Source organism: Streptomyces sp. GLSS-08, from assembly GCF_056387915.1.
Genome location: NZ_JBWJAQ010000008.1, coordinates 205,678 through 227,772 on the forward strand (window position 1 = coordinate 205,678; position 22,095 = coordinate 227,772).

At 72.9% G+C, this 22,095-nt stretch carries 20 protein-coding genes; 10 read left to right on the top strand and 10 right to left on the bottom strand.

All coding sequences use genetic code 11. The features are described from left to right. The first annotated feature begins 3 nt into the window (after nt 1-3). The 7 genes from AC0ZLC_RS16790 (at nt 4) to AC0ZLC_RS16820 (ending at nt 5,089) form a co-directional block, all read left to right on the top strand. Nucleotides 4-1,155 (top strand): SRPBCC family protein, encoded by a 1,152-nt coding sequence (locus tag AC0ZLC_RS16790; protein ID WP_476752759.1) that lies wholly within the window; start codon nt 4-6, stop codon nt 1,153-1,155. 15 nt (nt 1,156-1,170) lie between these two features. Beyond that, complete coding sequence (locus tag AC0ZLC_RS16795; RefSeq protein WP_476752760.1) at nt 1,171-1,512, top strand: gas vesicle protein; 342 nt, start codon at nt 1,171-1,173, stop codon at nt 1,510-1,512. Further along, complete coding sequence (locus AC0ZLC_RS16800) at nt 1,509-2,462, top strand: GvpL/GvpF family gas vesicle protein (protein ID WP_476752761.1); 954 nt, start codon at nt 1,509-1,511, stop codon at nt 2,460-2,462. Before AC0ZLC_RS16795 ends, AC0ZLC_RS16800 begins: the two co-directional genes overlap by 4 nt. After that, the gene (locus AC0ZLC_RS16805) at nt 2,459-2,707 is read left to right on the top strand and encodes a gas vesicle protein (RefSeq protein ID WP_476752762.1); all 249 of its coding nucleotides are present in this window, start codon (nt 2,459-2,461) and stop codon (nt 2,705-2,707) included. Before AC0ZLC_RS16800 ends, AC0ZLC_RS16805 begins: the two co-directional genes overlap by 4 nt. Then, a complete protein-coding gene (locus tag AC0ZLC_RS16810) occupies nt 2,683-3,000 on the top strand; it encodes a gas vesicle protein K (RefSeq protein WP_476752763.1) in 318 nt (105 codons plus the stop codon). Before AC0ZLC_RS16805 ends, AC0ZLC_RS16810 begins: the two co-directional genes overlap by 25 nt. 81 nt (nt 3,001-3,081) lie before the next feature. After that, nucleotides 3,082-3,939, top strand: a complete 858-nt coding sequence (locus AC0ZLC_RS16815) for a DMT family transporter (RefSeq protein WP_476752764.1) — start codon at nt 3,082-3,084, stop codon at nt 3,937-3,939. 40 nt (nt 3,940-3,979) lie between these two features. Beyond that, nucleotides 3,980-5,089: a YihY/virulence factor BrkB family protein gene (locus AC0ZLC_RS16820; RefSeq protein WP_476752765.1), complete on the top strand. Its 1,110-nt coding sequence runs from the start codon at nt 3,980-3,982 to the stop codon at nt 5,087-5,089. A gap of 148 nt (nt 5,090-5,237) precedes the next feature. On the opposite strand, the gene glgX is transcribed toward AC0ZLC_RS16820, so the two are convergent. Both glgX and AC0ZLC_RS16830 read right to left on the bottom strand, forming a co-directional pair. Further along, nucleotides 5,238-7,367 carry a glycogen debranching protein GlgX gene (gene glgX, locus AC0ZLC_RS16825; protein ID WP_476752766.1) on the bottom strand — a complete coding sequence of 710 codons (2,130 nt, stop codon included), beginning with the start codon at nt 7,365-7,367 and terminating at the stop codon, nt 5,238-5,240. A 58-nt stretch (nt 7,368-7,425) separates the two neighbouring features. After that, nucleotides 7,426-8,445 (bottom strand): LLM class flavin-dependent oxidoreductase, encoded by a 1,020-nt coding sequence (locus tag AC0ZLC_RS16830; protein ID WP_476752767.1) that lies wholly within the window; start codon nt 8,443-8,445, stop codon nt 7,426-7,428. A gap of 178 nt (nt 8,446-8,623) precedes the next feature. On the opposite strand from AC0ZLC_RS16830, the gene AC0ZLC_RS16835 reads away from it, so the two are divergent. After that, on the top strand, nt 8,624-9,589 hold the full coding sequence (locus AC0ZLC_RS16835) for a YihY/virulence factor BrkB family protein (protein ID WP_476752768.1): 966 nt from the start codon (nt 8,624-8,626) through the stop codon (nt 9,587-9,589). A gap of 166 nt (nt 9,590-9,755) precedes the next feature. On the opposite strand, the gene AC0ZLC_RS16840 is transcribed toward AC0ZLC_RS16835, so the two are convergent. Both AC0ZLC_RS16840 and AC0ZLC_RS16845 read right to left on the bottom strand, forming a co-directional pair. Further along, nucleotides 9,756-10,133, bottom strand: coding sequence for a hypothetical protein (locus AC0ZLC_RS16840; RefSeq protein ID WP_476752769.1), 378 nt, complete (start codon nt 10,131-10,133; stop codon nt 9,756-9,758). Between the two features lie 59 nt (nt 10,134-10,192). After that, nucleotides 10,193-11,299 (bottom strand): PP2C family protein-serine/threonine phosphatase, encoded by a 1,107-nt coding sequence (locus tag AC0ZLC_RS16845; protein ID WP_476752770.1) that lies wholly within the window; start codon nt 11,297-11,299, stop codon nt 10,193-10,195. Between the two features lie 461 nt (nt 11,300-11,760). Between AC0ZLC_RS16845 and AC0ZLC_RS16850 the strand changes: the two genes are divergently transcribed. Beyond that, nucleotides 11,761-13,425 (top strand): alkaline phosphatase D family protein, encoded by a 1,665-nt coding sequence (locus AC0ZLC_RS16850; RefSeq protein WP_476752771.1) that lies wholly within the window; start codon nt 11,761-11,763, stop codon nt 13,423-13,425. 194 nt (nt 13,426-13,619) lie between these two features. Continuing rightward, on the top strand, nt 13,620-14,981 hold the full coding sequence (locus AC0ZLC_RS16855) for a carbohydrate-binding protein (protein ID WP_476752772.1): 1,362 nt from the start codon (nt 13,620-13,622) through the stop codon (nt 14,979-14,981). An 84-nt stretch (nt 14,982-15,065) separates the two neighbouring features. On the opposite strand, the gene AC0ZLC_RS16860 is transcribed toward AC0ZLC_RS16855, so the two are convergent. The 6 genes from AC0ZLC_RS16860 to AC0ZLC_RS16885 form a co-directional block, all read right to left on the bottom strand. After that, complete coding sequence (locus AC0ZLC_RS16860) at nt 15,066-16,160, bottom strand: serine hydrolase domain-containing protein (RefSeq protein WP_476752773.1); 1,095 nt, start codon at nt 16,158-16,160, stop codon at nt 15,066-15,068. Next, nucleotides 16,157-17,077 carry a DUF6895 family protein gene (locus AC0ZLC_RS16865; protein ID WP_476752774.1) on the bottom strand — a complete coding sequence of 307 codons (921 nt, stop codon included), beginning with the start codon at nt 17,075-17,077 and terminating at the stop codon, nt 16,157-16,159. The genes AC0ZLC_RS16860 and AC0ZLC_RS16865 overlap by 4 nt, the downstream gene beginning before the upstream one ends. Continuing rightward, entirely contained in the window at nt 17,074-18,069 is a 996-nt protein-coding gene (locus AC0ZLC_RS16870; protein WP_476752775.1) for a DUF6895 family protein, read from the bottom strand. The genes AC0ZLC_RS16865 and AC0ZLC_RS16870 overlap by 4 nt, the downstream gene beginning before the upstream one ends. Next, nucleotides 18,066-18,773 carry a hypothetical protein gene (locus AC0ZLC_RS16875; protein WP_476752776.1) on the bottom strand — a complete coding sequence of 236 codons (708 nt, stop codon included), beginning with the start codon at nt 18,771-18,773 and terminating at the stop codon, nt 18,066-18,068. Before AC0ZLC_RS16875 ends, AC0ZLC_RS16870 begins: the two co-directional genes overlap by 4 nt. A gap of 13 nt (nt 18,774-18,786) precedes the next feature. Further along, nucleotides 18,787-18,975: a hypothetical protein gene (locus AC0ZLC_RS16880; RefSeq protein WP_476752777.1), complete on the bottom strand. Its 189-nt coding sequence runs from the start codon at nt 18,973-18,975 to the stop codon at nt 18,787-18,789. A 316-nt stretch (nt 18,976-19,291) separates the two neighbouring features. Then, the gene (locus tag AC0ZLC_RS16885) at nt 19,292-22,075 is read right to left on the bottom strand and encodes a SpoIIE family protein phosphatase (protein ID WP_476752778.1); all 2,784 of its coding nucleotides are present in this window, start codon (nt 22,073-22,075) and stop codon (nt 19,292-19,294) included. Nucleotides 22,076-22,095 lie beyond the last annotated feature (20 nt).

The window sequence follows — 22,095 nt, forward strand, 5'->3', positions numbered from 1 at the left end:
GAAATGGCTAACACGCAGGAGAAGTCACCCGTCGACGACCTGAAGGATGCCCTGACCGGATATCTCGGGGCGATGGGCGGCAAACTCGCGGACAAGGCCCAGGACAAGCTGGGTGATCTGACCGGCCACCTCTCCGACACCGCCGAGGGATCCGGCGCGGGTCTGCTGGGCGGGGTCGCCAAACGGGTCATGGGCGGTGACTCGCCGGTGAAGGCCCTGATGATGGAGAAGGGCAAGAGCGTCAAGGACAACATCGTCGAGAAGGTCACGGGCAAGAAGGGCGGCAGCGGCTCGAAGAAGGGCAGCAGCATCAAGGCGACGAACATCGTCGAGAGCATCGACGTCGGCGTCCCGGTGCGCACCGCCTACGACCACTGGACGCAGTTCGAGGACTTCAGCAGCTTCACCAAGGGTGTCCGCAGCGTCAGCAAGTCCGGCGACACCGAGTCGAACTGGAAGGCCAAGATCGGTCCGTCCAGTCGCGGCTGGAAGGCGACCGTCCAGGAACAGGTGGCCGACGACCGGATCGTCTGGACCTCCGACGGTGCCAAGGGCAGCACCCGCGGCGCGGTGACCTTCCACGAGCTGGGCCCCACCCTCACCCGGATCGTCCTGGTCATCGAGTACTACCCGGCCGGGTTCTTCGAGAAGACCGGCAACATCTGGCGTGCCGTGGGCCGCCGTATCCGGCTGGACCTCAAGCACTTCGCCCGCCATGTGACCCTGCACGGCGACGAGGAGCTGGAGGGCTGGCGTGGCGAGATCCGCGAGGGCGAGGTCGTCACGTCGCACGAGGACGCCATGGAGGAGGAAGAGCGCCGCGAACAGGAGGGCGCCGACGAGGGCGAGGAGGACGCCGAGGACGCCGAGGGCGAGGAGGGTGCTGACGACGAGGACGGCGCCGAGGACGCGTACGAGGACGAGGACGCCGAGGACGCCGAGGACGCCGACGAAGAGGCCGAGGACGGCGAGGACGCCGAAGGCGCCGACCAGGCCGACGAGGACGGCGACGGCTACGACGAGGACGCCGAGTACGACGAGGACGAGGAGCCCTACGACGAGGAGGAGGACGCCGACCAGGGCGAAGAGGACGAGGAAGAGGACGACGAGGACGAAGAGGACCAGCCCCGCCGCCGGTCCCGTGCGCGTCGCTGATCACCTGGGAGCACTGTGACCGACGTCAGCAGCTGGAACACGGGCCCGGCCCCGCAGTCCGCCGGGCCCGTGACGGGCAACCTCGCCGACCTTCTCGAACGCGTGCTCGACAAGGGCATCGTCATCGCGGGCGACATCAAGATCGAACTGCTCGACATCGAACTGCTCACCATCCGTCTGCGGCTGTTCATCGCCTCCGTGGACACCGCCAAGAAGGCGGGCATCGACTGGTGGGAGACCGATCCGGCGCTGTCCTCCCACGCCAGGCGTGACGCGCTCGCCGAGGAGAACGCGCAGTTGCGGGCGCGGCTGGACGCCCTGACGAGCCGCGACGCCGAAGAGGAGCGCACCCGATGAGCCGGCCCCAGGACGTGCCGCAGGCCCCCGTGCGACCGGCTCCCGAGCCGCGGGCTGCCGTCGCCGGACAACGCGAGCCCGAACCCCCCGACACGGACCGGGATCCGCGGGCCCTCGCGGCACGGGATCCGGCCGGGCCCGCCGTCACCTACCTCTTCGCCGTGACCCGCACGCCGCCGCCCGACGACGTGCTGGCCGGGGTCGCCGGGCAGGACGGCGGAGGACCGCTGCGCGTCCTGCGGGCCGGGTCGCTGGCCCTGGTCGTCCAGGACGTCCCCGCCGAGGCCTTCGGCAAGGAGGCCCTGACGGAACGGTTCAACGACCGCTACCAGCTGGAACGCTGCGCGCGGGCCCACCACCGCGGCGTACAGGCGGCAGCCGGCCACGGTCCTGTGGTGCCACTGCCGCTGGCGACCCTGTACCTCAGCGACCGCAACGCCGCCGAGGCGCTCGCCGGCCGGGAAGCGGCGGTGCGCACGCTGCTCGACCGGCTGCGGGGGCGTACCGAGTGGGCGGTCAAGGTGCACACGGCGGAGCACGACGGCGATCCCTCCCCGGCGCCGGAGGCGGGAGCGGAGAACGCCGCCACGGGCGGCCGGGCCTACCTGACCCGGGCCAGCGCCCGGCAGCGGGCCCAGCGGGTCCGGCGCGAGGACGCCCTCGCCCGCGCCCACGCCCTCGACCTGGAGCTGCGCCGGCACGTCGTCGCCGCGACACGGCACAGGACCCAGAGCGAGCAGCTCACCGGCCGGAGCACCCCGCAGCTCCTGAACGCCGCCTACCTCGTCGACGACGGACAGCGGGCCGCCTTCGCCCGGGCCCTGGACGGGCTGCGCGCCGACGAGCGGTACCGCGGTCTGGAGATCGACGAGTCCGGGCCCTGGATCCCCTACTCCTTCGCCCAGCTGGACGACACCCCGGACGGTTCGGAAGGCGGGGTGGGCGCATGACGGCCCCGCACCTGCGCGAGGCCGTGCACACCCCGGTTCCGTGGGACGGCGCCGAACCGTACGCCCCGATCGGGGTGCCCCTCGTAGACCTGCTGGACCGGGTGCTCGCCACCGGCGTCGTGGTCAGCGGCGACCTGGTCCTCGCGATCGCCGACGTGCCGCTGGTACGGATCTCACTGCACGCCCTGCTGTCGTCGGTGAACGACAGGGTGCCCGCCCCGTGGTCGGACAGCGGGCCGCTGTGACGGCGCCGCCCCGGACCGACGCGCTGAACCTCGATCCCGAGCGGGTCGCGAACGATTTGGCCGCCCTGGTGCTGACCGTGGTGGAACTCGTCCGGCAGCTGATGGAGCGCCAGGCCGTGCGCCGCTTCGAGGAGGGCACGCTGAGCGCGGAACAGGAGGACCGCCTCGGCACGGCCCTGATGCTGCTCGACGTCCGCATGGACGATCTGTGTGCCCGGCACGGACTGGAGCGCAGCGACCTCAACCTCGATCTCGGGCCGCTGGGCCCCCTGCTGGCGGATCCCGGCGGCTGAGGCCACCGGCGGCGGAGACCGGCGGGGCGGGTCGGACAGGGCCGGCCCGCGCCGGTCCCACGGAAGGGACATGGTGGACTAGTGATCGAGCTGGCCGCGCTGTTCGCCGTTCTGGGAGCCGCCAGCAACGCCGTGGGCACCGCCTTCCAGCGCAAGGCGGCGTCCACGGTCGCGCGCGGCGGCGGTCTGCGGCTGATCCTGGAGCTGGCCCGGCGCCCGGCCTGGCTGATCGGGATCGCCGGAGTGGTAGGGGCCGCGCTGTTCCAGGCCCTGGCCCTGGTGAACGGGCCGCTCGCCCTGGTGCAGCCGCTGTTCATCCTGGAGCTGCCGTTCGCCCTGCTGATCGCGGTTCCGCTGCTGCACCGGCGGCTGCCCGGTCCGGGCTGGTGGGGCGTCGCCGGAGTCGTCGGCGGTCTCGCCCTGCTCCTCGGCGCGGCCGCTCCGAGCGGGGCCCGCCACCAGGCGAGCATGGCGCGGTGGATCCCGGCCCTGGTGCTGTGTCTGGGCGCGATGGCGGCGGCGGTCGTGCTGGCCCGCCCAGGGCGTCCGCCGCTGTTCCGGGCCGCCGTGCTGGGCTCCGCGTCGGCCGTCAGCAACGCTCTGACCGCGGCCCTGCTGAAGTCGGCGACGGGTACGCTCGCCGACCACGGCTTCCGCGCGTTCCTCGGCGAGTGGCAGACCTACGGGTTCGCGCTGACCGGCGTCAGTGCCGTCCTGCTGCTGGAGAACGCGCTGCAGGCCGGCTCGCTGGCGGCGTCGCAGCCCGCGCTGACCGTCGGGGACGCGGTGGTGAGCCTGGTCCTCGGTATCACCCTGTTCGGGGAGAGCGTGCGCACCGGCTGGTGGCTCGTGCCCGAGGTGATCGGAGGCGCGCTGATCCTGTGGGGTGTCCTGCGGCTGACCCGCGTCGTGCCCCACGTCCGGGAAGTCACCGGGTAGCGGGGCGTGTGAGTGCGGCAGGCGCGGTTACTCGGTGCTCATGGCGCGGATACCTGGTTTTCATCACGAAGAGCGCGAGGCTCGTCCCGACGAGTCACGGGATCATGCCGACGGATCGCGCGGGGAGGCCGGCACACCGTCCGCGGCGGGCACCGGGGGCGACGAGCGCTACGGGCCCGACCCGAGCGTGGAGCGCAGGGCGCCGGACAGTCCCACCAAGCTGCCGAAGCAGTCGTGGAAGGCGGCGATGCGCGGCACGCTGCGCGAGTTCAAGGACGACGAGCTGACCGACCGTGCGGCCGCTCTCACCTACTACAGCGTGCTGTCCCTCTTCCCGGCCCTGCTCGTCCTGGTGTCCCTGCTCGGTGTGGCCGGCAAATCGACCACCGACAAGCTGATGGACAACCTCAAGCAGCTGACTCCGGGGTCCGCCCGGGACATCATCACGAACGCCGTCCACCAGCTCCAGGGCAACGGCGGCACCGGCTCGTTCATGGCCATCCTGGGCCTGGTCCTGGCGGTCTGGTCGGCGTCCGGCTACGTGGCGGCGTTCATCCGCACCGCCAACGCCGTCTACGACATGCCCGAGGGGCGTCCGGTGTGGAAGGTCCTGCCCGTGCGCGTCGGTGTGACCGTGGTGCTCATGGTCCTCGCCGTGATCAGCTCCCTGATCGTGGTCTTCACCGGCGGCCTGGCCCGTCAGGCGGGCGCCGCCCTCGGCATCGGCGACACGGCGCTGACGGTGTGGTCGCTCGCCAAGTGGCCCGTCCTCGTCGTCCTGGTCATCGTCATGATCGCGATCCTGTACTGGGCCACGCCCAACGCCAAGGTCCGCGGCTTCCGCTGGATCACTCCCGGCAGCCTCCTGGCCCTCGTCATCTGGCTGATCGCCTCCGCCGGCTTCGCGTTCTACGTGTCCAACTTCGCCTCGTACAACAAGACCTACGGCACCATGGCCGGCGTCATCGTGTTCCTGGTCTGGCTGTGGATCAGCAACCTGGCGATCCTGCTCGGCCTGGAGTTCGACGCGGAGACGGCGCGCCAGCGGGCGGTGGCCGGCGGGCATCCCCCGGAGGAGGAGCCGTACGCCGAGCCGCGCGACACCAGCAAGTGGGACGACCAGGACCGGCGCCGGATGGAAAACCCGTGACCGCCACCCGCTGACGTCCGGGCGACCAGGCCCCACGGGCACCCCTCGAACCCCGAGCGGCGCGAAGACAGCTGTGGGACCAGTTGGCTTCGCGCCGCTCGGCCCTGTCCCGCGGACGCCGGGCCGCGGGGTCCGCGGGAGCCGTCGGTCAGGCGCCCGGGCCCCGGTGGGGGCGGCTCAGTACGCGCAGGCTGTGGGCGTCCAGCGTCAGCCGCACCCCCGCCTTGAACTCGGTCTCGTCGGCCTCCTCGCCGGCGGGATCGGCGGTGTCGGCCACCGTCCGCCACAGGTCGCCGAAGGCCGCGGACGGCAGCCGGAACTCCACCGGCTCGTGCCAGGCGTTGAACAGCACGAGGAACGAGTCGTCGCTCAACCGCTCGCCCTCCGGGCCGCGTTCACTGATGGCGTCGCCGCACAGATAGACACCCAGCGCGTGGGCGTCGCCGCGCAGCCAGTCCTCGTCCGTCATGGCGTACGCGTCGGGCCGCAGCCACACCACGTCCGCGCGCTCGGGCGGCGTGCCGTAGGCGGGACCCTGGAGGAACCGGCGCCGGCGCAGCACGGGGTGCGCCCGGCGCAGCGCCACGATCTTCCGCGTGTAGGCCAGCAGGCCGTGCTGTTCCTCGTCGAGGTCCCAGTCCACCCACGAGACCTCGTCGTCCTGGCAGTAGGCGTTGTTGTTGCCCTCCTGGGTGCGGCCGAACTCGTCTCCGTGGGCGAGCATCGGCACCCCCTGCGAGAGCAGCAGGGTGGTCAGCAGGTTGCGCTGCTGGCGGGCCCGCAGCCGCAGGACGCCCGGGTCGTCGGTCGGGCCCTCGGCCCCGCAGTTGAAGGACCGGTTGTCGCTCTCGCCGTCGCGTCCGCCCTCACCGTTGGCCTCGTTGCGCCGCTCGCTGTAGGAGACGAGGTCGCGGAGGGTGAAACCGTCGTGGGCCACGACGAAGTTGACGCTCGCGCGGGGCCGCCGGCGGTCGCGCTGGTACAGGTCGGACGAGCCCAGCAGCCGGCCCGCCAGCTCGGCGACCGTGTGCTCGTCCCCGCGCCAGAAGCTGCGCACCGTGTCGCGGTACCGTCCGTTCCACTCGCTCCACAGCGCCGGGAAGTTGCCGACCTGGTAGCCGCCGTCGCCGATGTCCCAGGGCTCCGCGATGAGCTTGACGCGGCTGACGACCGGGTCCTGCTGCACCACGTCGAAGAACGCGGACAGCCGGTCCACCTCGTGGAACTGGCGGGCGAGCGTCGCGGCGAGGTCGAAGCGGAAACCGTCGACGTGCATCTCGGTGACCCAGTACCGCAGCGAGTCCATGATCAGCTGGAGGACGTTGGGATGGCGCATCAGCAGGCTGTTGCCGGTGCCGGTGGTGTCGAAGTAGTGGGCCGGGTCGTCGTCGACGAGACGGTAGTAGGTGCGGTTGTCGATGCCGCGGAACGACAGGGTCGGCCCGTTCTCGTTGCCCTCGGCGGTGTGGTTGTAGACCACGTCGAGGATCACCTCGATGCCGGCCCGGTGCAGGACCTTGACCATCGACTTGAACTCGTCGACCTGAGCGCCCCGGCTGCCCGCCGAGGAGTAGGCGTTGTGCGGGGCGAAGAACCCGATGGAGCTGTAGCCCCAGTAGTTGGACAGGCCCTGGCCGGTCAGGAAGCCGTCCTGGACGAACTGGTGCACCGGCATCAGTTCCACCGCCGTCACCCCGAGCCGCTGGAGATGGCCGACGACGGAGGGGTGCGCCAGACCGGCGTAGGTGCCGCGGATCTCCTCGGGCACGTCGGGGTGAAGCCGGGTCAGGCCCTTGACGTGGGCCTCGTAGATCACCGACTGGTGGTACGGCCGGTCGGGTGAACGGTCGCCCTCCCAGTCGTACCGGTGGTCGGTCACGACACCGAGGGGCACATGGCCCAGGCTGTCGCGTTCGTCCGGCCGCCCAGGATCGTCAGGGCGGTGCCCGGCCAGGGAGGGGTGCCCGTCGATCTGGCCGTCCACCGCCGTGGCGTACGGGTCCAGGAGCAGTTTGGCCGGGTTGCAGCGCAGGCCCTCCGCGGGGTCCCAGGGACCGTGCACGCGGTAGCCGTAGCGCTGCCCCGGACGCACGTCGGGCAGGAAGCCGTGCCAGACCCCTCCGTCGGCCTCGGGAAGGGTGACGCGCCGCTCGCTGCCCTCGTCGTCGATCAGACAGAGCTCGACCTTCCCGGCGCACTCCGAGAACAGGGCGAAGTTCGTACCGGAGCCGTCGTAGGAGGCACCGAGCGGGTAGGGGCGTCCTGACCATGTCTGCATGAACGGCAGACAACCACGCCGCAGTTCGGACCGCGCGGCGACGCCCGGGACGCCGCCGTCAGGCCGCCGGACACCAGCCGAGGGCAGGACCGAGACGGGTGGCGATGTCGGTGAGGATCTGGACGTAGTCCTCGTGGCCGAAGGTGAACGGCAGCGCGAACGCGACCTCGTCGATCTCCCGGAACGCGGCGTGGGCGTGGAGCCGCTCGGCGATCTCGGCCGAACTGCCGACCAGGTCGGGCGCGAACATCAGCCGTGCCGGTCCCTGCGGGGCGGCGGTCCGCGGCAGCCGCCCCGCCGCGTACTTCTCGTACCTGGCGCGCTGCTCCGCCGAGGCACTGTCGGTGGGGATGACGACGAGCCCCTGGGAGACGCGGGCGCGCGCACCGTCGGGGTGGTGGGCGCGGAAGGCCCGTACGTGGGAGAGCTGGATCTCGGCGAAGTCCTCGGACTCCTCCGCCTTGACGACGCTGCTGGTCAGCAGGTTCATCCCGTTCTCGCCGGCCCACCGCGCCGACCGGAGGCCGCCGCCGCCGTACCACAGGCGCCGGCCGAGCCCCGGGGACTGCGGCTGGACGCGGTCCGAGAACACCTCGAAGCCCTCGGTGCCGCTGAAGCCGGTGGCGGGCTCGCCGCGTACGAAGTCCAGCAGCCGCCGTACCCGGTCGTGGCCGAAGTCCTCCGCGTCCGCGGTGTCCGGGTACAGCGCGTCCTTGACCCGGTCGTAGTGCATGGGCGGGCCGACGCTGACACCGGGGTTGAGGCGGCCCCCGGACAGCAGGTCGACCGTCGCGAGGTCCTCGGCCAGCCGCAGCGGGTTCTCCCACCCGAGCGGGATGACGGCCGTGCCCAGCTCGATGCGGCGGGTGCGCTGCGAGGCCGCGGCCAGGACGGCGAGGGGGGAGGAGATGCCGTACTGGAGATGGCGGTGGCGCACCCACGCGCTGTCGAAGCCGAGCCGCTCGCCCAGCTCGATGAGGTCCAGGGTCGCCTCGTGACCGCGGCGGGGGTCGGCCCCGTCGAACAGACCGAGGGTCAGGAAGCCCAGCTTCCGAAGCGGTTGTGAACTGAGTGGCACAAGCTCCTCCGACGTCCCCGGCACCCGGTCGTACACCAGTACTCTTCCGATTGTCTCAGGTGATCGTCCTGCGGAGCGGCTGAATCCCGCGTCGCGGGGGAGACCGAGGGGCGGGCCGTGCTCCCGGCGGGCGGCCCGCCCGCCACAGCCGGCCGGACGACACGAGGAGACGCGCGCCATGGGGACCGCTGTACACGTCCCGCAGACCCGGGACATGATCGGGGAGGAGCTGTCCGGTGACGAGGCGCTGACCGCGCTGCGGCACTACGGCGGCCGCCGCCTGCTCATGGACGCGTTCTCCCGGTTCCGCTACGCCGACGGCTTCACCAGCGCGCGCTCCATGGGTTTCCAGGTGGTCCTCGGCATGGTGCCGTTCACCATCGCCCTGGTCGGCGTCGCCACCACGGTGCACACCGAGAGCGTCGGGCGGATCATCGAGCTCACCCTCGGCCGGATCGTGCCGGGCGCCAGCAGCGGCCTGGTCGAGGACGCGCTGGCGAAGACGCGGCACAGCGCCGGTTCCGGGATCTGGAGCGCGGTCGCCATGTGGCTGGGCCTGGGATTCGCGGTGCTCAACCTGGCCTCGGCGATGGCGCAGGTCGAGCGGGGCGCCAACCGGATCTACGGCATCGAGCGCGACCGGCCCTTCCTGCGGAAGTACGGCCGGTCCCTGCTGCTCGCGCTCGCCGCCGGTATGCCCATGGTGCTGGGCTTCCTCGTGCTCGTGGCGGGCGAGGCCGTCGGGGAGTCGGTGGTGCAGGCCTTCGGCTGGCCCATCGACCGCCTCGACTGGTGGAGCGCGGCCCAGGTGCCGCTGGGCGTCGCGCTCGCGTGGGTGGCCTCGGCGGTGATCTTCCGCTGGGCGCCCCGCCGGGTCCAGCCGGGCTACACCTGGCTCGCGTTCGGTTCGGCCGTCCATCTGGTGCTGTGGGTCGCCGCGACCTGGCTGCTCGCCCTGTACGTCGCCGAGAGCGGCTCCTTCGGCGCGCTGTACGGGCCACTGACGGCTTTCGTCGCGCTGCTGCTGTGGGCCAACCTGACCGGTGTCGCCCTCTTCCTCGGCATCGCCTTCGCCGCCCAGCTCGAAGCGGCCCGTGCCGGCATCACCGACCCGGTGAGGCCGGACCCCGGGCCGGGTCCGTGACGGCCGGGGGCGCGCCTCCCGGCCGGGGACGGTGACGGCCGACGCGCATCCGGCCGGACCGTCATGGCCGGGAGGCGCGTCCTGGCCGGCAGCCGCGTGCGGGCCGGGAGACGTGACCGGGGGCCGGGAGACGCAGCCGGGCCGGGCCCGGGAGAGCCCGGCCCGGTCACCGCGCTCCGCCTCGGCGCCCCGACGAGGCGGGGACCTCCGTGCGGTGGTCGTAGTACGCCCACGCGATCACGGCCACCACCGCGGTGAGCCCGACGGTCACCACGCGCAGCGTGCCGGACGTCGTCAGCGCGACCAGCGCGGTGAGACCCGCCCCGGCCAGCATGATCACGCGGCTGAGGAAACGCTGCCACGGCCGCTGCGGTTCCTCGCGGTCCTTGAGATCGTGCAGCGCGTCGCCGGCCGGGTGCCGGGAGCCGCGGCGTACCCGCGCCCGGTACTGCAGGCCGTAGCTGATCACGACGTACAGCACGAGCGCGCCCAGCGCCCAGAGCCAGCTCTCGGGATCGCCACCTGTTCCTCGTGCCAGATACATGACACCTCTCCTCCCCAGTGGCGTCCGTATGCCCGGGAAGAGGCGGCACAGGCACCCGTTCAGTCCCGGGGGTTCCCCGGGTGCGGGGTGAGGACCAGGATCGCGACGTCGTCGCGGACGGTGGTGCCGAACCGTACGAGGTCCTCCCACAGGAGGCCGACGAGGGCGTCGGGCGCGGCGTCGGCGAAGGCGCTCAGCCTGTCGGCCAGCGGATAGAAGGCGCCAGCCGCGTCGCGGGTCTCGGTGACCCCGTCGGACGCGAGCAGCAGCCGGTCACCGGGATTCAGCGGCACCCGGCACTCGCGCGGAGGAGAGACGCCCAGCAGCCCGACCCCGAGCGGCGCCGCCGGTTCCACGTCGAGTTCGACGGCCTTCCCCTCGCGCAGGAGCAGCGGCTGCGGGTGGCCGCAGGACACGAGCCGCACCGCGTCGGCGTCCCGCGAGAACTCCAGGAGCACCGCGGTCGCGAACAGCTCCGTGTGCTCGGTCGAGGCCGAGTCCACCGACAGCCGGCGGTCGAGACGGCCCGCCACTGCCGTCAAATGCCGCCGGTCCAGCGCCGCTTCCCGGAACGCGCCAAGCAGCGAGGCGACCGTCCCGACGGCCGACAGCCCGTGCCCCTGGACGTCGCCCATCACCGCCCGCACCCCGTAGGGGCCGTCGCGCACGTCGAAGAAGTCGCCGCCGACCAGCGTCCCGTCCTGCGCCGCCCGGTACAGGCCGGCGCAGCTCACGGGACCGATGCGTTCGGCGAGCGGCGGCAGGACGGCCAGCTGGACGGCCTCGGCGACACTGCGCACCGTCACCAGCTGCGCGTCGCGCCGGCTGCGCACCAGGGACACGAACACACTGAGCGCCGCGATGAACGTGATGGTCAACAGGTCCGTGTTGCCGGGGTGGTTGATGTGCAGCGCCGGGATGTTCAGCAGGCCGACCACGAGGCAGCCGAACGCGGCGGTCGCCGCCGGCCCGTAGGAGAGCACCGCCAGCGAGGGAATGGCGCCCAGCAGGAAGCCGATGTCCAGTGGCCGGCGGCTCACGAGTTCCGCGATGCCGACCCCCGCCAGCAGTACGACGGGCAGCGCACGGACCCAGTAAGGGGCCGGCGCACCGCGCAGCCAGCCGCGGTCCTCGCCCTCCCCGCGCCGGGGCATGGTCACACCCATGGCAGCCCTCCTCACCCACCACGCTCCTCCGTCCGCGCGCCCGGCGCACCCGGGTGGGGCCCGGACGACCCCTCGCCGCGAAGGAAGCTTCACTGAGTGAACCCATCGGGCCGGGCAGCCGCCCGCCGCCGGTGCCCGGTGCCCGGTGCCCGGTGCCGTGGTGCCCGGCCCGGGACCGTACGCCGTCGCCGCCCGCCCGGGCCGCCCCCGACCGCGGCCGACCCGCCCGGACGGTCTCGTCCACGACGGTCGCCGGCGCCGCAGATCACCGACCACGTCCGACGCCCCGTCAACTGCGGTGCGCCGCCGAGCGGGCGGAGGGGACGGGCGGGACGCTCGCGAACATCACCGCCTGCCGGGATTGCGATCATTGTCCGTTTAGCATGCAGGAGTTCGCCGCCCTGTCGTTCGACGTCCGGAAGTCATGGGGCCCCGCGCACGCCACCGTGAGAGGAGACCACATGACCCGAGCAGGCCGCCACCGACCGCTGCCGCCGCGCACGCCCTCCCGCCACGACCCCGAACTGCGGGCCGCCGCCCGGCACTTTGGACGCCGCCGCTTCCTCACCGTCACCGCCGCGGCCGCGGCCCTCGCCTTCTCCACCAGCTTGCCGACGCCCGGCGCCGCCCGCGCCGCGGCACTCGACGCGGCGCGGATCACCGACGACCCCTTCACCCTCGGCGTCGCCTCCGGAGACCCGGCGCCCGGCTCGGTGCTCCTGTGGACCCGGCTCGCGCCCTCCCCGTACGAGCCGGGCGGCGGACTGGCCGAGCAGTCCGTCCTCGTGCAGTGGGAGGTGGCGTCCGACGAGCGCTTCGCCCTGCTCGTCCGCACCGGCCTCGCCACCGCCTTTCCCGAGTACAACCACTGCCTGCACGTCGACGTCGACGGTCTCGCCGCCGACCGCGAGTACTTCTACCGGTTCAGGACGGGAAGCTGGATCAGTGAGACCGGCCGCACCCGCACCGCGCCCGACACCGCGGCCGCCGCGGCGAAGCTCACCTTCGCCGCGGTCTCCTGCCAGGCGTACCACGACGGCTACTTCACGGCGCACCGCCATCTCGCCGAGGACGACGTCGACGTCGTCCTCCACCTCGGCGACTACCTGTACGAGTACGCCGTGAACTCCGAGGGAGGCGCCCGCAAGTACACCGACCGCACCCTGCCCGACGTCTTCAACCGCGAGGCCACGACCCTGGAGGACTACCGCCTGCGGTACGCCCTCTACAAGAGCGACCCGGACCTGCGGGCCTCCCACGCGGCGCATCCCTACATCGTGACCTGGGACGACCACGAGACCGAGAACAACTACGCGGGCGACATCGACGAGAACGGCAACCCGCCGGAGGAGTTCCTGCTGCGCCGCGCCGCCGCCTACCGCGCCTACTGGGAGAACCAGCCGCTGCGCGCCGCCCAGCTGCCGAGCGGCCCCGACGCGCAGCTCTACCGCCGCATCCAGTGGGGCTCACTGGCCCAGTTCGACGTCCTCGACACCCGGCAGTACCGCTCCGACCAGGCGTACGGCGATGTCCAGCACGTCCCCGGCCCCGAGTCCGACGCCCCCGAGCGCACCATCACCGGAGCCGCCCAGGAGGAGTGGCTGATCAACGGCTGGCGGGCCTCGAACGCCCTGTGGAACGTGGTGCCGCAACAGGTCTGCTTCTCCCAGCGCAAACTCGATCTGAACGACCCGGCGAAGGTGTCCATGGACGCCTGGGACGGCTACCGCGCCTCACGCGACCGGGTGCTCGCCGGCGCCAGGTCGGCCGGGATCAAGAACCTGATGGTGCTCACGGGTGACGTCCACGTGGGCTACGCCTTCGACATCAAGGACTCCTTCGACGATCCGGGGTCCAGAACCGTGGGCACGGAGATCGTCGCCACGTCCGTCGCGAGCGGCAGGGACGGCGTCGAGCGGCCGGACAACTGGGAGACCTACACGAAGGCCAACCCGCACCTGAAGTTCTACGACGGCCGGCGCGGCTACGTACGCGTCGGACTCGGCCGCGATTCCGGGCGCGCCGACTTCAGAACCGTCTCCGCGGTGACGACGCCGGGCGCGGCGATCACGACGGCCGCGTCCTTCGTCACCGAGGCGGGCAACCCCGGCCTCAAGCCGGCGTGAGGGGAGCGGCCGGGCGCAATCCCCGGTGCTCCGGCGGAACTCGCGGTACTCCGGCGGAGCGTCCGGGGCTCCGCCGGGCGGCCCCTTCCTGTCGGCCAATGCGCGGAACGGACGGAAAACAGACATCGTCCGAGTGATTATCGGCAAAACCTACGGTTTCGAGGCCTTTCCGCTCCGAACCCGAGGAGACACCGATGGTCCACAGATACGCCGGCGCAGGCTGTGCCGCCCTCACCGTGCTCGGCACGCTGGCACTGGCGGGACTGCCCGCGACCGCGGCCGACGACCCCGTGCCGGCGCCCGGTCCCTCCGCCGCCCTGACGCTCGGCGCCGACCGGCCGTCGACGACGCTGCTGCGCGCCATGCAGCGCGATCTCGGCCTGACGGCCGCTCAGGCCAGGACCCGGCTGGTGAACGAGGCGGAGGCCGGCACCCGCGCGGGGCGGCTGCAGAACGCCCTGGGCAAGCACTTCGCGGGCGCCTGGGTGGAAGGCCCGACCTCCGCCGACCTCACCGTCGCGACCACCGACGCCGCCGATGTCGCCGCCATCAGGGCCGGCGGTGCCGAGGCCTCGGTCGTGGAGCGGGGACTGGCCGACCTCACCGCCACCAAGGAGAAGCTGGACCGCGCGACGGCCGGAGCCAAGGGCCTCGGCACGCCGGTCAGGTACGTCGACGTGCGGACCAACCAGGTGACCCTCCAGGCGACGAGCCGGGCGGCGGCGGCCGCGCTCGTCGCGGCCGCCGGAGTGGACCGCGCCCTCGTGGACGTCCGGGTGTCGCCGGACCGGCCGCGGCTCCTGCACGACGTGCGGGGCGGCGACGCGTACTACATCGACGACCAGGCCCGGTGCTCCGTCGGGTTCTCCGTGACCAAGGCCGAACAGCAGGGCTTCGTGAGCGCCGGGCACTGCGGGAAGGCGGGCGCCAGGACCACCGGGTTCAACAGGGTGGCACAGGGGACCTTCCAGGGCTCCGTCTTCCCCGGCCACGACATGTCGTGGGTGGCCGTCACCAGCGACTGGACCGCGACGCCCAACGTCAAGGGCGAGGGGGAAGAGGACGTCGAGGTCGCCGGATCCGTGCAGGCTCTGGTGGGCGCCGCGGTCTGCCGCTCCGGGTCCACCACCGGCTGGCACTGCGGCACGGTCGAGGCACACGGCACCAGCGTCACCTACGCCCAGGGCACCGTCGACGGCGTGACCCGGACGACGGTGTGCGCCGAACCGGGCGACTCCGGCGGCTCGTACGTCTCCGGAGCGCAGGCCCAGGGCGTCACATCGGGCGGCTCCGGGGACTGCACGAGGGGCGGGACGACCTTCTACCAGCCGGTCAACCCGATGCTCGGAGAGTACGGCCTGACACTCAGGACCGGCACGGCGCAAGGCGGCACGCCCTCCGCACAGGAGGGCCAGGACGGCTGGTCGGCGGGCCGGGTCTACGACACCGGGGCGCGGGTGAAGTACGACGGCGTCACCTACCAGTGCCTCCAGGCGCACCAGGCGCAGGACGCATGGCAGCCCGCGTTCACCCCGGCCCTGTGGCAGCGCCTCTGACGGCGTAGCCGCCGGGAGGTCCACCCTCGAACGCCGGCCGGGCTTGTGCGCCTCGCCCCTCCGGCGTTCGAGGAGCCGCGGCGCCTACTCGGCCAGCAGCGCGTACGCGGTGGGGACGAAGGCGTCGCGGGCGCGGAAGCGGCGCGTGCACACGGCGGCCAGTGCCGTGCCGGTGCCGGGGTGGAAACCGAGGAAGGCCTGCTGCCCGAGTGTCGCCCCGCAGTGGAAGTACATGGGCCCGCGGTCGGTGGGGTGCTGGAACCAGGCCACAGTGTGGAGGTGCCGGTGCCCGAGGCCGCGCCGGAGCACGGGGCGGCGTACCGCCCGCAGCGCGCCGGCCAGGGGCGAGGCGGACGGATCGAGATGCGCCTCGAGGAAGGTGAGCAGGTCGTGCGGGGTGGCCCGGACCGCACCGGCCGCCTCGAACCCGCCGACGGCCAGCGGCGGCGTCGGGGTCGCGCCGTCCCTGCGGTGCCCGGTGGCGTCCGTGCCCGGGCCCTCGGCGTGCAGCGCGACCTCGCCCAGCCGCAGCGGCCCGAGCACATGAGCCGTGAGCAGGTCCTCCCACGGGGTCGCCGTGGCCGCCGCCAAGGCGTGCCCGAGCACCGAGACGGCGAAGTTGGAGTAGTGCCAGCGGGTACCGGGGCGGTGCCGTGGCCGGTACCGCAGAAACGCGTCGATCACGCGCTCGGCCGGATAGCCGGCGTACGGGTTGGAGCGCCAGGTGGGCAGCGCCCGGAGGAAGAAGTCGGCCGGCAGCGCGGGCAGCCCGGACGTGTGGGTGATCAGGTGCGCGAGCGTGACGGGGTCCCGGGAGGCCGGGCGGCCCGGATCCAGCAGGGTGGCGGCCGCTTCACCGCCGGACAGCACACCCGAGTGCGTCAGCCGGGCGAGGAGCAGCCCGGTGAACGTCTTGGAGGCCGAGCCGATCTCGTAGCGCAGGTCGGCGCGGTGCACGGACGGGAGCGGCGCGGTGCCTCCGCAGCGCACGGTGCGGCGCCCGTGCCGGGACAGGGCGAAGACGACGTCGGGCGCGTCCACGGCACCGACGGCGGCGTCGAGCCGCCACCGCACCGCCTCGTCGTCCGCGGACACGTCCGGCGGAGCGCTGCGGAGCGTGAGCGTGTCGGCGGCGCCGAGGCGCACGTCGCCCGGCCAGGGCGCGGGGCGGCCGGTCATGCCGGGGCCGTCGCCAACCGTGACAGCGCGCGGGACGTGGCGAGCACCGAGGCGAAGGCGGCGACCAGGGTCGGATGGTAGACGAGGTCGAACACCTCGTCGGGCTCGCCCTGCGGCATCGTGCGCACGGCGGGCATCGCGCCGTCGGGCTGCTGGGCCGCCGCGAAGCCCTCCCAGGCCCGCTCGTCGAGCGAGGGGCGCGGCAGACAGGCGTCGACGACCAGCAACTCGCCGAGCAGGTCCCAGCGTTGCAGGTCCAGCCAGTCGTCCAGCCAGACCGGCAGCCACAGGGCGAGGTAGTCCGCGATGTCCGCGGGCAGGGCCTCGGGTTTCTCGCCCCAGTCCGTGAGGTGGAAGACGGTGTGGGTGATGTCGTACGCGATGTGCCCTTCCACGGTCCAGGGCTCGGGGGTGCGTCCCAGCCAGGTCCCGCCGACGACGTCCGCCTCCGGCGGCCGGGGCGGCAGCCCGAAGCGGCGCTGGAACGCGGAGAGTCCGAGGCGGCGTACGGGCCGCGCCTCGAAGGCGGCGCAGCTCAGGAGTCGGTGGTTGAGCCGGATCGCCTCCTCGAGTCCGGGATGGCTGTAGCCGAGTTCCTTGAACGGGAGGTACACCTCGAACGGGATGGGGGAGACGGGCTCGATGCGCTGCCCGTGCAGAAGCAGCCGGCCGCCGTCGAGCGTGTTCCGCCAGGCATGGTCGAGCAACTGCCGTGCCAGCTCGGCCTGCCGGGACCCGGCCACCCCTTCCCGGAACAGGACCTTGCAGATCAGGGCGAGTTCACCGACCGGCTTGAAGCGGTCGAGGAAGCCCACCTCGGGGTCGACGTCGGGCTCCAGCCGGAATCCCTCTCGGTGGGCGTGCAGCCATGCGATGGCGCCGACTCCGACGGTGTGGATCAGGCGGGTACTGGTCATCCCGGCGCTCCCTGTCCGCTCCGGTCCTGCCGCGCCGCGTGCTGGAGGGGGCGCGGACCGCCCGGCGCCTGGTCCTCGGTGCCGTTCCCGCCGAGACGGCCGGTGGTGAGCGCGGCGGCGAAGGCCGCCATCAGCGTGGAGTGGTAGCAGTACCGGAAGCCCCCCGCCGCAGCCCGTCCCTCCCGCCCCGGACCGACTTCGGGTACGGCGCCGGTGGCGTCCTGGGCCGTCGCGAGTCTGCTCCAGGCGTCCTGGAGCACCACCTGCTCGGGCAGCCGGGGCAGACTCGCCGCCACGGCCAGCAGCTCGAAGCTCAGGTCCCACTGCTCGTCCTCCAGGCAGGTGTCGAGCCAGGGCGGGAGCCAGTGCCGCAGATAGGCGGCGACCGAGGGGGGTACGCCCTGGGGGACCAGACCCCAGTCGGTGAGGTGGAAGACCACGTGGGTCAGCGTGTATCCGGCGGCGCGTTCGAAGGTCCACGGCTCGGGCAGGCCGCCCAGCCAGGTGTGCCGAAGGCCCTGCGTGGGGTCCGCGTGCTCCGGGATCCCGCTGCGGCGCTCGGAGTTGAGCACACCGAGCCGCCGGTTCGGCTCCTGCTCCGTCACCCGCCAGCCGCGGGTGCGGGCCACCGTCGCGGCGGCGCTCTCGTAGCCGGGGTGCCGCAGGCCGGCGGACGCGAACGCGGCGTAGACCTCCAGCGGATAGGTCGCGAAGGGTTCGAGACGCTGCAACTCGCCGAAGAGGGCGCCGTTCCCGGTCTGCCGCCACGCGAACTCCAGCAGGTCGGAGGCGGTTTCGTGCAGGGGGTCGCCGGGAGCGGTGGTCCGGCGGACGCAGACGCACACCTGGGCCAGTTCCCCGAGGGGCTTCCAGCTGGTGTTCACGTCCCCGTACGCGGCGAGTGCGCCCTCGTCCAGCCGAAATCCCTCGCGGTTGGCAAAGACCCAGGCCAGCGCGGCCTCGCCCACCCCGCGGACGTCGAGCGCCCTCACACCGGTGCTCCGGCCCGCATCAGCCGCGCCACCGCGACCTGCAGGGCGACCCGCGGGTCGTCCTGACCCATCTGGGCCACGAACTCGAGACCGGTCTCCAGACCCAGGGTGTCCGGCACCCCGTCGAGCAGGACCAGCCAGCGCCCCGCGCCTGCCGCCTGCAGCCAGTCGCGGCGGCGGACCGCCCGGACGAACCCGCGGGCGACGTCGACGGGCCGGCGCCGGGCCGCGCGGAACACCGCACAGTCACCCGCGGGGACCGCGAGCGGTGCCAGCACCGCGAGTTGATGGGCGAGGAACTGCCACGACGCGTCGTCGAGCCAGGTCCCGTCGGGTTCGAGATGGTGCGCGGGGGTGCCGTCGAAGGACGCGTCCAGCCGCATCAGGGTCTGCCGCATCGCCCAGTGGCTCCACACCGAGGTGGGGGAGGCGCCGGCCGGGGGCGGATAGGCCTGTACGGCCCTGTCGAAGACGGCCAGGTCCTCGCGGTCGGCCGGGGCGCGGTGCAGGACGGCCGGCAGGAGTACGTCGGCTCCCAGGACGCGTACGGCGGCCAGCGCGGGATCGCCGTTCGCGGCCGGGCCGCGTGCCGTCACCTTGCCGGACAGTCGGAAAGGGTCCCCGCCCCCAAGGGCGGAGACCACGTCCGAAGCAAGGTCCCGCACAGCGCCCGACAATCGGGTCGGCGTGCTTGACTGCTCCATTCAGCTTCCCCCGTCAGCCCTTCTTCGGCCGCGGCGTCGGAGGCGACAGCAGAAGGCTGCCGGATCCGGAGACCAGGGCGAGTGCGGCGCACTCACGGCTGTCGCGGAACTGGCCGTCGGCCTCGGCCGGGTCGAGGGCCGCCTCTACGTCGATGCCCTGGACTTCGGTGATGTCGTCGGTCAGAAACTCGGTGGAAGACATACCACCACTCCTTCATGAGAGTTACGTAGTTCTCCGTCTCCCAGTGGAACGCCTCGGGCAAAGTTGCGCAAAAGGAACGCGGCTGCCCTGTGGGGGCACGGGATTTCCGGGCTCCGTCCGCCGGGAATTCCCGGGCTGCGGCCGGGAAATGATTGAACGACCGACATTTGAAAGGAGAACCGTGAGTGTCGAGGGATTTCCCGAGGGAAGGGCGGCGTGAGCTGACGCGTTATCAATATACGCACTTGCGGTGGCAGTTGGCTCCGCATTCCGCGCTCGGAATCCGTGACCCGAGGTGACGCCTCGGCACGGAGTCTCAGGGCAGCGGCTGTTCCGCCCAGATGACCTTCCCCGTGGGCGTGTAACGGGTGCCCCAGCGGTCGCAGAGCTGGGCGACCAGGAACAGACCGCGTCCGCCCTCGTCCGTGCTCGCCGCGTAGCGCAGGTGGGGCGAGGTGTTGCTGCTGTCGAAGACCTCGCACACCAGACTGCGGTCGCGCAGCACGCGGACCCGGATGGGGGCGCCGCCGTACCGGATCGCGTTGGTGACCAGCTCGCTCAGGACCAGCTCCGTGGTGAACGCCATGTCGTCCAGACCCCACTCCGCCAGCCGCCGGGTGACCGAGGCGCGCACCTCACCGACGGCCGCCGGGTCGCTCGGCACCTGCCACTCGGCGACGCGGTCGGCCCCCAGCGCCCGGGTGCCGGCCACGATCAGGGCGATGTCGTCGCTGGGGCGGGCCGGGAGCAGGGCGTCGAGGACGGCTCGGCAGGTGTCCTCCGGCGACCGGTCCGCCCGGGCCAGCGCGGTGCCGAGCAGTGCGAGCCCGGCGTCGATGTCCCGGTCCCGGTCCTCGACGAGCCCGTCCGTGTAGAGCACCAGCCGGCTGCCCGCCTCCAGTTCGAGCTCGGCCGTCTCGAACGGCAGGCCGCCCACGCCCAGCGGGGGACCGGCCGGCACCTCGGGGAACGTGACCGTGCCGTCGGGACCCACCAGCGCCGGCGGGGGATGGCCCGCCCGGGCGACGGTGCACCGCAGCGTGACCGGGTCGTAGATGGCGTACAGGCACGTGGCGCCGGTGATCGCCGCGGCGCTGTCCTCCGCGGCCTCGTCCTGGTCGATGCGGCCGACCAGTTCGTCGAGGAGCGCGAGGAGTTCGTCGGGCGGCAGGTCCAGGGCGGAGAAGTTGTGGACGGCGGTGCGCAGCCGCCCCATGGTGGCCGCGGCGTGCAGTCCGTGACCGACGACGTCCCCCACCACGAGGGCCACCCGCGCGCCGGACAGCGGCAGCACGTCGAACCAGTCCCCGCCCACACCCGCCTGCGCGGGAAGGTAGCGGTAGGCGATCTCCAGGGCGCTCTGCTCGGGCAGGTTGCGCGGGAGCAGGCTGCGCTGGAGCGTCACCGCCATCGTGTGCTCGCGGGTGTAGCGGCGCGCGTTGTCGATGGAGACCGCGGCCCGCGCGACCAGTTCCTCCGCCAGGGCCACCTCCTCCGCGTCGAAGGCCTCCGGCTTCTCCGACCGCCAGAAGTTGACCACTCCCATCACCAGCGGTCCCACCCGCACCGGCACGGTGATCAGCGAGTGGATGCCGTACTCCACCACCTGCGCGGAACGCTCCAGGTCCTGGGCGAGCCAGCCCGGCGCCCGCCTCAGGGCGGGCTCCACGAGGGCCTGGCCGGTGCGCAGGCTGCGCGCCTGCGGCGAGGTGTCCACGAAGACGATGCGCTCGCCCACCGGGTACAGGGGCGCGTCCTTGCGGATCCCACCGGACGCCGTGCGGCGCAGTTCGGTGATGACGTCCGGTTCCTCGCCGTTCAGTACCGCGTCGGCCAGGTCCACGGTGACGAAGTCCGCGAACCGCGGCACGGCCACCTCGGCCAGTTCCTCGCAGGTGCGGGCCACGTCCAGGCTGGAGCCGACACCGACCCCGGCGTCGTACAGCAGCTTCAGGCGCTCACGTGCCACGTCGGCCCGGCCGGACAGCGCACGCAGCTCGGTGGAGTCGCGCAGCGTCGCGACACTGCCGGGCGGCCCGCCCCTGAGGTCGGTGGGACGCTGGTTGATCGCCAGCAGCCGGTCCCCGACCAGACGCACCTCGTCCGTGGCGACGCGCCCCGAGGCCAGCAGGTCCGCTGTGCCGGGGTCGAGGCCGAGCTCCGAGACGTGCCGCCCCTCGGCGTCCTCGGGCAGGCCGAGCAGCCGGTGCGCCTCGTCGTTGGCGAGCAGCAGCCGCCCCTCGCCCCCGGCGATGATCACGCCCTCCCGGACGGCGTGCAGCACCGCGTCGTGGTGTTCGTACATCCGGGTCATCTCGTACGGGCCGAGGCCGTGGGTCTGGCGCAGCAGCCGTCTGCTCACGAGCGCCGTGCCCGCCGTCGCAAGGACGAGCGCCGCGCCCGCGGCGGCGATGAGGATCGGCAGCTGCCGGTCGGCGGCGCCGCCCACATTGGCGGTGGTGATGCCCGCCGACACCAGGCCCGCGACCGAGCCGTCGGCGGCCCGGACCGGCACCACGGCCTGCACGAGCGGACCGATCGTGCCCGTGATCTCCTCGGTGAAGGACCGGCCGGCCAGCGCGGGCGCGAGAGTCCCGACGAACTTCTTGCCGATCCGGTCCGGTTTGGGGTGTGTGTAGCGGATCCCGTCGGTGTTCAGCACGACGACGAAGTCCACCTTGGACTGCTTGCGGGCCGCCTCGGCCCGCGGCTGGAGCACCGCGGTCGGGTCCGGGCTCCGCAGGGCCTCCAGCGTGCCCGGCGCGTTGGCGAACGTCTCGGCGACGGCCAGCGAACGGTTGCGGGCCTCCTGCGTGCTGTCGTGCCGCACCTGGAGCACCAGCGCCAGCACCGCGGAGACGACCAGCATCACCACGATGACCACCTGGAACACGAACACCTGGCCCGCGACGCTGCGTCCGCTCAGCGCCGACCACAGCCGGGCGGCGGGCCCGCTTCCGCCGGGCCCGCGCGGCTCGGACGAGCCGTGCGCGTGCCGTGACCGTCCCGCGTGCGTGTCGCGAGCACGCCCGCGCCCGGGGCGCGGAGCATCGAGCCGGCGGGTCGACCGGGCCCGGGATCGACCCCTTAGTCGGACCATGTGCCCATGTCTACACTGCC

Coding starts and splice junctions, on each gene's coding strand:
- AC0ZLC_RS16800 (WP_476752761.1), top strand. CDS start 1,509: ATGAGCCGGCCCCAGGACGTGCCGCAGGCCCCCGTGCGACCGGCTCCC.
- AC0ZLC_RS16865 (WP_476752774.1), bottom strand. CDS start 17,077: ATGACCAGTACCCGCCTGATCCACACCGTCGGAGTCGGCGCCATCGCA.
- AC0ZLC_RS16835 (WP_476752768.1), top strand. CDS start 8,624: ATGGGGACCGCTGTACACGTCCCGCAGACCCGGGACATGATCGGGGAG.
- AC0ZLC_RS16840 (WP_476752769.1), bottom strand. CDS start 10,133: ATGTATCTGGCACGAGGAACAGGTGGCGATCCCGAGAGCTGGCTCTGG.
- AC0ZLC_RS16885 (WP_476752778.1), bottom strand. CDS start 22,075: ATGGTCCGACTAAGGGGTCGATCCCGGGCCCGGTCGACCCGCCGGCTC.
- AC0ZLC_RS16875 (WP_476752776.1), bottom strand. CDS start 18,773: ATGGAGCAGTCAAGCACGCCGACCCGATTGTCGGGCGCTGTGCGGGAC.
- glgX (WP_476752766.1), bottom strand. CDS start 7,367: ATGCAGACATGGTCAGGACGCCCCTACCCGCTCGGTGCCTCCTACGAC.
- AC0ZLC_RS16820 (WP_476752765.1), top strand. CDS start 3,980: ATGGCGCGGATACCTGGTTTTCATCACGAAGAGCGCGAGGCTCGTCCC.
- AC0ZLC_RS16880 (WP_476752777.1), bottom strand. CDS start 18,975: ATGTCTTCCACCGAGTTTCTGACCGACGACATCACCGAAGTCCAGGGC.
- AC0ZLC_RS16790 (WP_476752759.1), top strand. CDS start 4: ATGGCTAACACGCAGGAGAAGTCACCCGTCGACGACCTGAAGGATGCC.
- AC0ZLC_RS16860 (WP_476752773.1), bottom strand. CDS start 16,160: ATGACCGGCCGCCCCGCGCCCTGGCCGGGCGACGTGCGCCTCGGCGCC.
- AC0ZLC_RS16850 (WP_476752771.1), top strand. CDS start 11,761: ATGACCCGAGCAGGCCGCCACCGACCGCTGCCGCCGCGCACGCCCTCC.
- AC0ZLC_RS16805 (WP_476752762.1), top strand. CDS start 2,459: ATGACGGCCCCGCACCTGCGCGAGGCCGTGCACACCCCGGTTCCGTGG.
- AC0ZLC_RS16845 (WP_476752770.1), bottom strand. CDS start 11,299: ATGGGTGTGACCATGCCCCGGCGCGGGGAGGGCGAGGACCGCGGCTGG.
- AC0ZLC_RS16855 (WP_476752772.1), top strand. CDS start 13,620: ATGGTCCACAGATACGCCGGCGCAGGCTGTGCCGCCCTCACCGTGCTC.